The sequence below is a fragment of the Streptomyces tricolor genome, assembly GCF_002155905.1.
GTDB lineage: Bacteria > Actinomycetota > Actinomycetes > Streptomycetales > Streptomycetaceae > Streptomyces > Streptomyces tricolor.
Genome location: NZ_MUMF01000506.1, coordinates 1 through 6,526, shown reverse-complemented (window position 1 = coordinate 6,526; position 6,526 = coordinate 1). Strand labels below are relative to the sequence as shown.

The following is a 6,526-nucleotide window of genomic DNA, read 5'->3' as shown; positions in this document are numbered from 1 at the left end:
ACACCTCCGGCTCCACCGGGGAACCCAAGGCGGTCATGACCCCGCACGCCGCGCTCGCCAACCGGCTGGTGTGGATGCACCGGGAGTTCGGGATGCGCCCCGGCGAGGCCGTCCTGCACAAGACACCGATGAGCTTCGACGTCGCCGGCTGGGAACTCCTGGCCCCGCTGACCACCGGCGCCACCGTGGTCCTGGCCCGGCCCGAGGGCCACCGCGACCCCTACTACCTCGCCCGGCTGATCACCCGGCACGCGATCACCACGTGCCATTTCGTGCCGTCCATGCTCGATGCCTTCCTGGAGGAACCCCAGGTGGCGACCTGCGCGTCCGTACTGCGCCGCGTGGTGTGCAGCGGTGAGGAACTGCCGGCCGCCCTCGCCGAGCGCTTCGCCCGGGTCCTGCCCGGAGTGGAGCTGCACAACCTGTACGGACCCGCCGAGACGGCCATCGAGGTCACCGCCCAGCCGGTCCCGATGCCACCGGCCGGGAACACCCGCCTGCCCATCGGCCGGCCGATCGCCGGCACCGAGGTGTACGTCCTGGACGCCGCCGGACACCTGGCCCCGCCCATGGCACCCGGCGAGCTGTACATCGGCGGACTCGCACCCGCCCGCGGCTACCTCGGGCAACCGGCGCTCACCGCCGAGAAGTTCGTCCCGCACCCCTTCGTCCCCGGCGCCCGGCTCTACCGCACCGGGGACCGCGGACGCCACCTGCCCGACGGCAGCCTGGAGTTCCTGGGCCGGGCCGACCGGCAGTACAAGATCCGCGGACAGCGCGTGGAGGCCGCCGAGATCGAAACCGTCCTCGGCCGCCACCCGGCGGTCCGCACCGCCGTGGTGGCGGCCCGCCCCGGACCGGACGGCCGGCCGCGCCTGCTGGCCTGGGCGGTGACCGGGACCGCCGCGCCGCCGGACCCCGGCGCACTGCGCGCCTTCCTGGCCGAACGGCTGCCCCCCGGCCTGCTGCCCGACGCCGTGTGCCTGCTGGACCGGCTGCCGGTCAGCCCGCACGGCAAACTGGACCTGGCCGCGCTGCCGGAACCCGCCGCCCACGACGCGGCCGGCCGGCCCGGTGCGCCCGCCCGGATCGCCCCCCGCGACGCCGTGGAACGCGCGCTCGCGGGCATCTGGAGCGAGGTGCTGGGCATCGAGGAGCCGTCCGTCACCGACGACTTCTTCGCCCTCGGCGGCCACTCGCTGCTGGCCACCCGGCTCGCGGTGCGCGTCCGCGCCGCCTTCGGACTGGAACTGCCGGTCGGGGAACTGCTGGGCGGCGGCCCGCTGACCGTCGAGCGGCTCGCCGCCCTGGTCCAGACCCGTCAGCTGGCCCAGACCGACGGCGCGGAGCTGGACGAAGTGCTGGACTGGCTGGCCGAGTTGTCCGACGCACAGGTGGCGGAGCTGCTGGCCGCCCGGGGGCAAGCCGGGCACCTCCCCGACACCGCGCCGGACACCCGGACATGACGGCTGTGCGGGAGCCTCCCGACTCTCGCACCGCCGCCCCGGATGACATGCTGCCAGCAAGATCACCCGACCTTTCCGAGGGGCCGCGGCGCGGGTGGGCCGCACGCCCCCGGATGTCTCGTCCTCCTCCGGCCCGCGCAGCCGCCGGCCCGGGCCGGGACCCGCGCACACACCGAACCGGAACCGAACGGAACCGACACTCAGGGAGCGGACATGACCGACGCCGTGACCGAACGCTACGTCGTCGTCGTCAACGACGAGGAGCAGTACTCCGTCTGGCCCGCCGGCCGGGAGGTACCGGCCGGCTGGCGGGCGGTGGGCCGGGCCGCGACCAAGGACGACTGCCTGGCCGACATCGAGACCCGGTGGACCGACATGAGGCCGCTCAGTCTGCGGCGGGCCATGGAGCCCTGACCGCCGTCGGCCGGTCCCGTCCGGGAGCACCCCGACGTCTTGCAGGAACCGAGCCCACACACGAGGAGGGCGGATGCCCCAGGCAGCCCGAACGATCACCCAGGCGTTCCGGGGTGCGGTCGCGCAATTCCCGGACAGGACGGCGGTCACCGCGCCGGACGGTGACCTCACCTACCGCGAACTGGACGCGCGCTCGGACGCGCTCGCCGGGACACTGCTCCGGGCGGGCGCGCGCAGGGGCTCGCCGGTGACCCTGCTGACCCCGCGCCGCACCGACCTCGTCGTGGGGATGCTCGGCATCCTCAAGGCGGGCGCCGCCTACCTGCCGATCGACCCGGAGTACCCGCCGGCCCGGATCGCGTGGACGGTCCGCGACAGCGGCTGTGAACTGGCCGTCGTCACCGCCGGCACCGCACACCTGCTCACGGGCGCCCAGCAGTGCCCGGACGTCCGGGTCGTCACCCTGGACGAGGTGCCCGCCACGCCGGCCGGGACCCCCGCCCCCGGCCCCGCCGGGGACGGCCACGACCTCGCGTACGTCATCTACACCTCCGGGTCCACCGGCGACCCCAAGGGCGTCCTGGTGGAACAGCACAGCGTGCTGCGCCTGTTCGACGTCGTACGGGAGCACCTCGCCTTCGACGAGCACGACGTGTGGTCGATGTTCCACTCCGCCGCGTTCGACTTCTCCGTGTGGGAGATCTGGGGCCCCCTGCTGTCGGGCGGGCGCCTGCTGATCGTCCCCCGGGAGGTCGCCCGGGCACCGCAGGCCTTCCGCGAACTGCTGCGCACCGAGGGCGTCACCGTGCTCAGCCAGACACCCTCGGCGTTCCACGGGCTCGTCGCGGCCGACCAGCGGGCCGGCGCCGACCCGGGGGCGCTGCGGCTGGTGATCCTCGGCGGCGAGGCGCTGGACGTGGCGGCGCTGCGGCCCTGGACGGACCGCTACGGCACCGACCGCCCCCGGCTGGTCAACATGTACGGCATCACGGAGGCGACGGTCCACGCGTCGTACCGGCCTCTGCACCGCGCCGACCTGGACCGGCACGGGCCCAGCCCGATCGGCACCCCGCTCGCCGACCTCGCCTTCCACCTGCTCGCGGACGACGGCACGCCGTCCGCCGACGGCGAGCCCGGCGAGCTGTACATCGAGGGGCCCGGACTGGCCCGCGGCTATCTGGGCCGCCCGGAACCGGAGGCCGAGCGGTTCGTCGTACACGTCGGAGCCGACGGCGTACCGCACCGCCGCCTGCGCACCGGGGACCGGGTCGTCGCCCTGCCCGAGGGCGGCTACGGCTATCTGGGCCGGGTGGACGACCAGCTCAAGATCCGGGGCCACCGCGTCGAACCGGGTGAGATCGAGGCGGTGCTGACCGGTCACGACGAGGTCCGGCGGGCGGTCGTCGTCCCGCACGACCACGGCGACGCCGACGTGCGGCTCATCGCGTACGTGCAGTCCGCCGCCGCCCCGGAGTCCCTCGCCGCCGAACTGGCCAAGCGCGCCGAGGAACTGCTGCCCGGATACCTGCGCCCGTCCCGCTACATCACGCTGACCGACCTGCCGCTCACCGACAACGGCAAGGTGGACAAGGGCCGGCTGCCCGCGCCGCCGGGCGCGGCCCGACCCGCCGGACCGGCCGGCGGCACCCAGGGCACCGCGGAGCGGATCGCCGCGATCTGGCGGTCCGTGCTGGACGTGCCCCACGTGGGAGACGACGAGGACTTCTTCTCCCTGGGCGGCACCTCCCTGACCCTGGTGCGGATGTTCACCCGGGTCAACGAGGAATTCGCCACCGATCTCGACATCACCGTCCTGATCGGCGGGGCGACGGTGGGCGCGCTCACCCCGCACGTCGACGCCGCGCTGGCACAGCGCGCCGGACACCTTACGGAGACACCATGACGGCGCAGACCACGGACTTCTCCCTCACCCCGGAGGAACTGGCGGCCTTCCACCGCGACGGCTTCGCGGGACCCTTCACCCTCTACGAACCCGAGGAGATCGCCCAGGAGTGGGGCCGGACCCGGCTGGAACTGCTCGACCGCAGCCACGCCGTCTACCGCGACGAGGCCGCCGTCTCGGGCGGCAACAACATCGCCAACTACGACCGCCACCTCGACCACCGGTTCCTGGCCCGGCACATCACCCGCCCGGAGATCGTGGACCGGGTCGCCGGCATCCTCGGCCCCGACGTGCTGTGCTGGCGCACCGAGTTCTTCCCCAAGAACCCGGGCGACGAGGGCACCGACTGGCACCAGGCCGACACCTTCGCCAACGCCTCGGGCACCCCGCAGATCCTGTGGCCCGGCGAGTCCCGGTTCGGCGGCACCATCACCGTCTGGTGCGCCTTCAGCGAGGCCACCGTCGACATGGGCTGCCTGCAGTTCATCCCCGGCACCCACGAGTCCATGAACTACGACGAGACCAAGCGCATGCACTACGCCCCGGAACGGAACGCGTCGGTGGTGAAGGACGGCGTGCGGCGCGGCTTCTTCGGATACGACTACCGGGAACTGCAGATCGACCCGGACTTCAAGCCCGACGAGTCGAAGGCGGTGTCGATGGAGATGCGCGCCGGCCAGTTCATCGTCTTCTGGTCGACCCTCATGCACGCCTCCCACCCCCACGCCGGCACCAGCAAGCAGATGAGGATGGGCTACGCGGCCCGGTACGTCCCGACCTCGGTGCGCGTCTACCCCGGCACCCAGGTCATCGAGGAGTACGGCGGGACGGTCGGCCTGGACCGGTACGGCGCGGTGCTGGTCTGCGGCGAGGACCGCTACGGCCACAACACGCTCGCCGCACACACCACCCGCGGCGTCCCCTTCCAGCGCCGGTCCCGGCCGGCGGGCCGGTGATGGATTCCCCGGGGCGCCTGGCGGAGGCGCTCACCGACGCGGACGCCCTCGTCCGCGCCGTACCCGGCCTGCGGATCGCCTCCCCGGCCCGCGCCCCGCTGTCCCAGCAACGGCTGGACGCCGTCACCGCACGGCTCGGACTGCCCCGCCTGGAGGTGGTCCCGGACCCGGCCGGCCTGTGGTCGGTGGAACTCGCGCTCAGCCGGCACCTGGCCCGCGCCTGCGCCGAGGACCGCACGGTTGCCGGGCCGGACCGGGCGGGGGCGCCCGCCCGCCCCGCGGCGCTGCGGCACGGCGCCGGCCCGGTACCGGCCCGGGCGGCCGACGGCACCGTGCTGCGCTGCTGGTCGGCAGGCCCCCCGGAGGCCCCCGTCGTCGCCCTGGTGACCGCCTGCGGCATGCCGGCGGGGCTCGCCGCGGGCTGGATGCGGGCGCTGGCCGGACCGTTCCGCGTGGTGACCTGGGAGAGCCGGGGCATGTTCGCCGAACCCGGCGGGCAGCGCCCCGCCCCGCTCACCGCACACGACGTCGCCTCCCAGGCCGGCGACCTGCTCGCGGTGCTCGACGCCCTGGACGTCCCCGGCGCCCACGTCATGGGGCTGTGCGGCGGAGCGGTCGTCGCCCTGGCCGCGGCGGCCACCGCCGGACCCCGCGTCAGCTCGCTCAGCCTGTGGCACGGCGACTACGACCTCGGGGACGCGGCGCCCAGGACCGAGCACCAGCGCGACATGCAGGCCATGATGGCGATGGCCGCCCGCAGCGAGGAGAAGGCGACGGGCGTGCACCGGCTGATGCGCCGCCCCGTGGTGCTGGACTCGCTGCGCCCCGACATCGCCCACCACCTCATCTACCCCTACGCGACACCCCTGTTGCTGCACCGCTACGGCCTGCTCAACGGAGCGATCATGTCCCACGACTCCCGCCCGTACCTGTCCGCCGCCCCGCCCGCCCTCGTGGTGACCAGCCGGGACGACGTCACCGCCCACCCCGCCGGATCGCGGTACGTCGCGGCCCGCCTGCCCCGGGCCCGCCTGGTCACCCGGCCGACCGGCGACCACCTCACCGCGTTCGACGCGGGCCCGGAGGTGGTCCGCATCGCCGAGCGGTTCCTGAGCGACGTCCTGGAGGACGCATGAGGCAGTTCGAGGACACCGGCCACAGCGGCCGGCTCGTGGCGGTGCTGTGCGAGCACGACGCCGTGGCGGACGCCGCCGTCGAGATACCGGACGGCGGCGGGGCGGCCGTGGTCCGCCTGGTCCCCGATCCCGAGCGGGCGCCGCTGCTGCACCGCTCGGCGGCCGTGGAGGCCGCGGGCCGCCTCGGCCCGCTCAGCTGGCACGAGCCCGCCGCCGACCTGCGGGTGGCCGGAGTCAACCGCACCGAGAGCGACTTCCTCCACCGCGAGATCTTCGTGGACGACGTCTACTTCCGGCACGGCGTCGAACTGCCCGCCGGCGCCGTCGTCGTCGACGTCGGCGCCAACATCGGCATGTTCACCCTGTGCGCGGCCCGCCGCAGTCCCGGCGCGCGGATCATCGCCTGCGAACCGCTCGCCGAACTCGCCGCCGCGGTGGCCGTCAACGCCGAGCTGCACGCGGCCGACGTCACGGTCGTCGGCAAGGCCGTGGGAGCCGCCGAGGGACAGACGGACTTCACCTTCTACCCGCACAACAGCGTGATGTCCGGCGCCTTCGCGGACCCCGACGACGACCGGCGGACGCTGCGCGGCTATCTGCTCACCGGGGCCGACAGCGAGGGCGCGGCCCCGCAGGACCGGCTGATGGCCG

At 74.5% G+C, this 6,526-nt stretch carries 6 protein-coding genes; all 6 read left to right on the top strand.

Annotated elements, in window-relative coordinates:
- Nucleotides 1-1,466, top strand: a 1,466-nt coding sequence (locus tag CCN44_RS31795) for a non-ribosomal peptide synthetase (RefSeq protein ID WP_143650081.1), incomplete at its 5' end; no start/stop codon positions are given.
- A 213-nt stretch (nt 1,467-1,679) separates the two neighbouring features.
- Complete coding sequence (locus CCN44_RS31790; protein ID WP_086701563.1) at nt 1,680-1,880, top strand: MbtH family protein; 201 nt, start codon at nt 1,680-1,682, stop codon at nt 1,878-1,880.
- Nucleotides 1,881-1,953: 73 nt separating this feature from the next.
- Entirely contained in the window at nt 1,954-3,783 is a 1,830-nt protein-coding gene (locus CCN44_RS31785; protein WP_086701560.1) for an amino acid adenylation domain-containing protein, read from the top strand.
- Nucleotides 3,780-4,739 carry a chlorinating enzyme gene (locus CCN44_RS31780; protein ID WP_059256073.1) on the top strand — a complete coding sequence of 320 codons (960 nt, stop codon included), beginning with the start codon at nt 3,780-3,782 and terminating at the stop codon, nt 4,737-4,739. Before CCN44_RS31785 ends, CCN44_RS31780 begins: the two co-directional genes overlap by 4 nt.
- The gene (locus CCN44_RS31775; protein ID WP_086701557.1) at nt 4,739-5,875 is read left to right on the top strand and encodes an alpha/beta fold hydrolase; all 1,137 of its coding nucleotides are present in this window, start codon (nt 4,739-4,741) and stop codon (nt 5,873-5,875) included. Before CCN44_RS31780 ends, CCN44_RS31775 begins: the two co-directional genes overlap by 1 nt.
- Nucleotides 5,872-6,526: FkbM family methyltransferase (locus tag CCN44_RS31770; RefSeq protein ID WP_143650079.1), on the top strand; the 655-nt coding region annotated here is incomplete at its 3' end. The genes CCN44_RS31775 and CCN44_RS31770, both read left to right, overlap by 4 nt.

Excerpts from the sequence above, each read along its gene's own strand:
- CCN44_RS31790 (WP_086701563.1), top strand. The coding sequence starts at position 1,680 with ATGACCGACGCCGTGACCGAACGCTACGTCGTCGTCGTCAACGACGAG.
- CCN44_RS31785 (WP_086701560.1), top strand. The coding sequence starts at position 1,954 with ATGCCCCAGGCAGCCCGAACGATCACCCAGGCGTTCCGGGGTGCGGTC.
- CCN44_RS31780 (WP_059256073.1), top strand. The coding sequence starts at position 3,780 with ATGACGGCGCAGACCACGGACTTCTCCCTCACCCCGGAGGAACTGGCG.
- CCN44_RS31775 (WP_086701557.1), top strand. The coding sequence starts at position 4,739 with ATGGATTCCCCGGGGCGCCTGGCGGAGGCGCTCACCGACGCGGACGCC.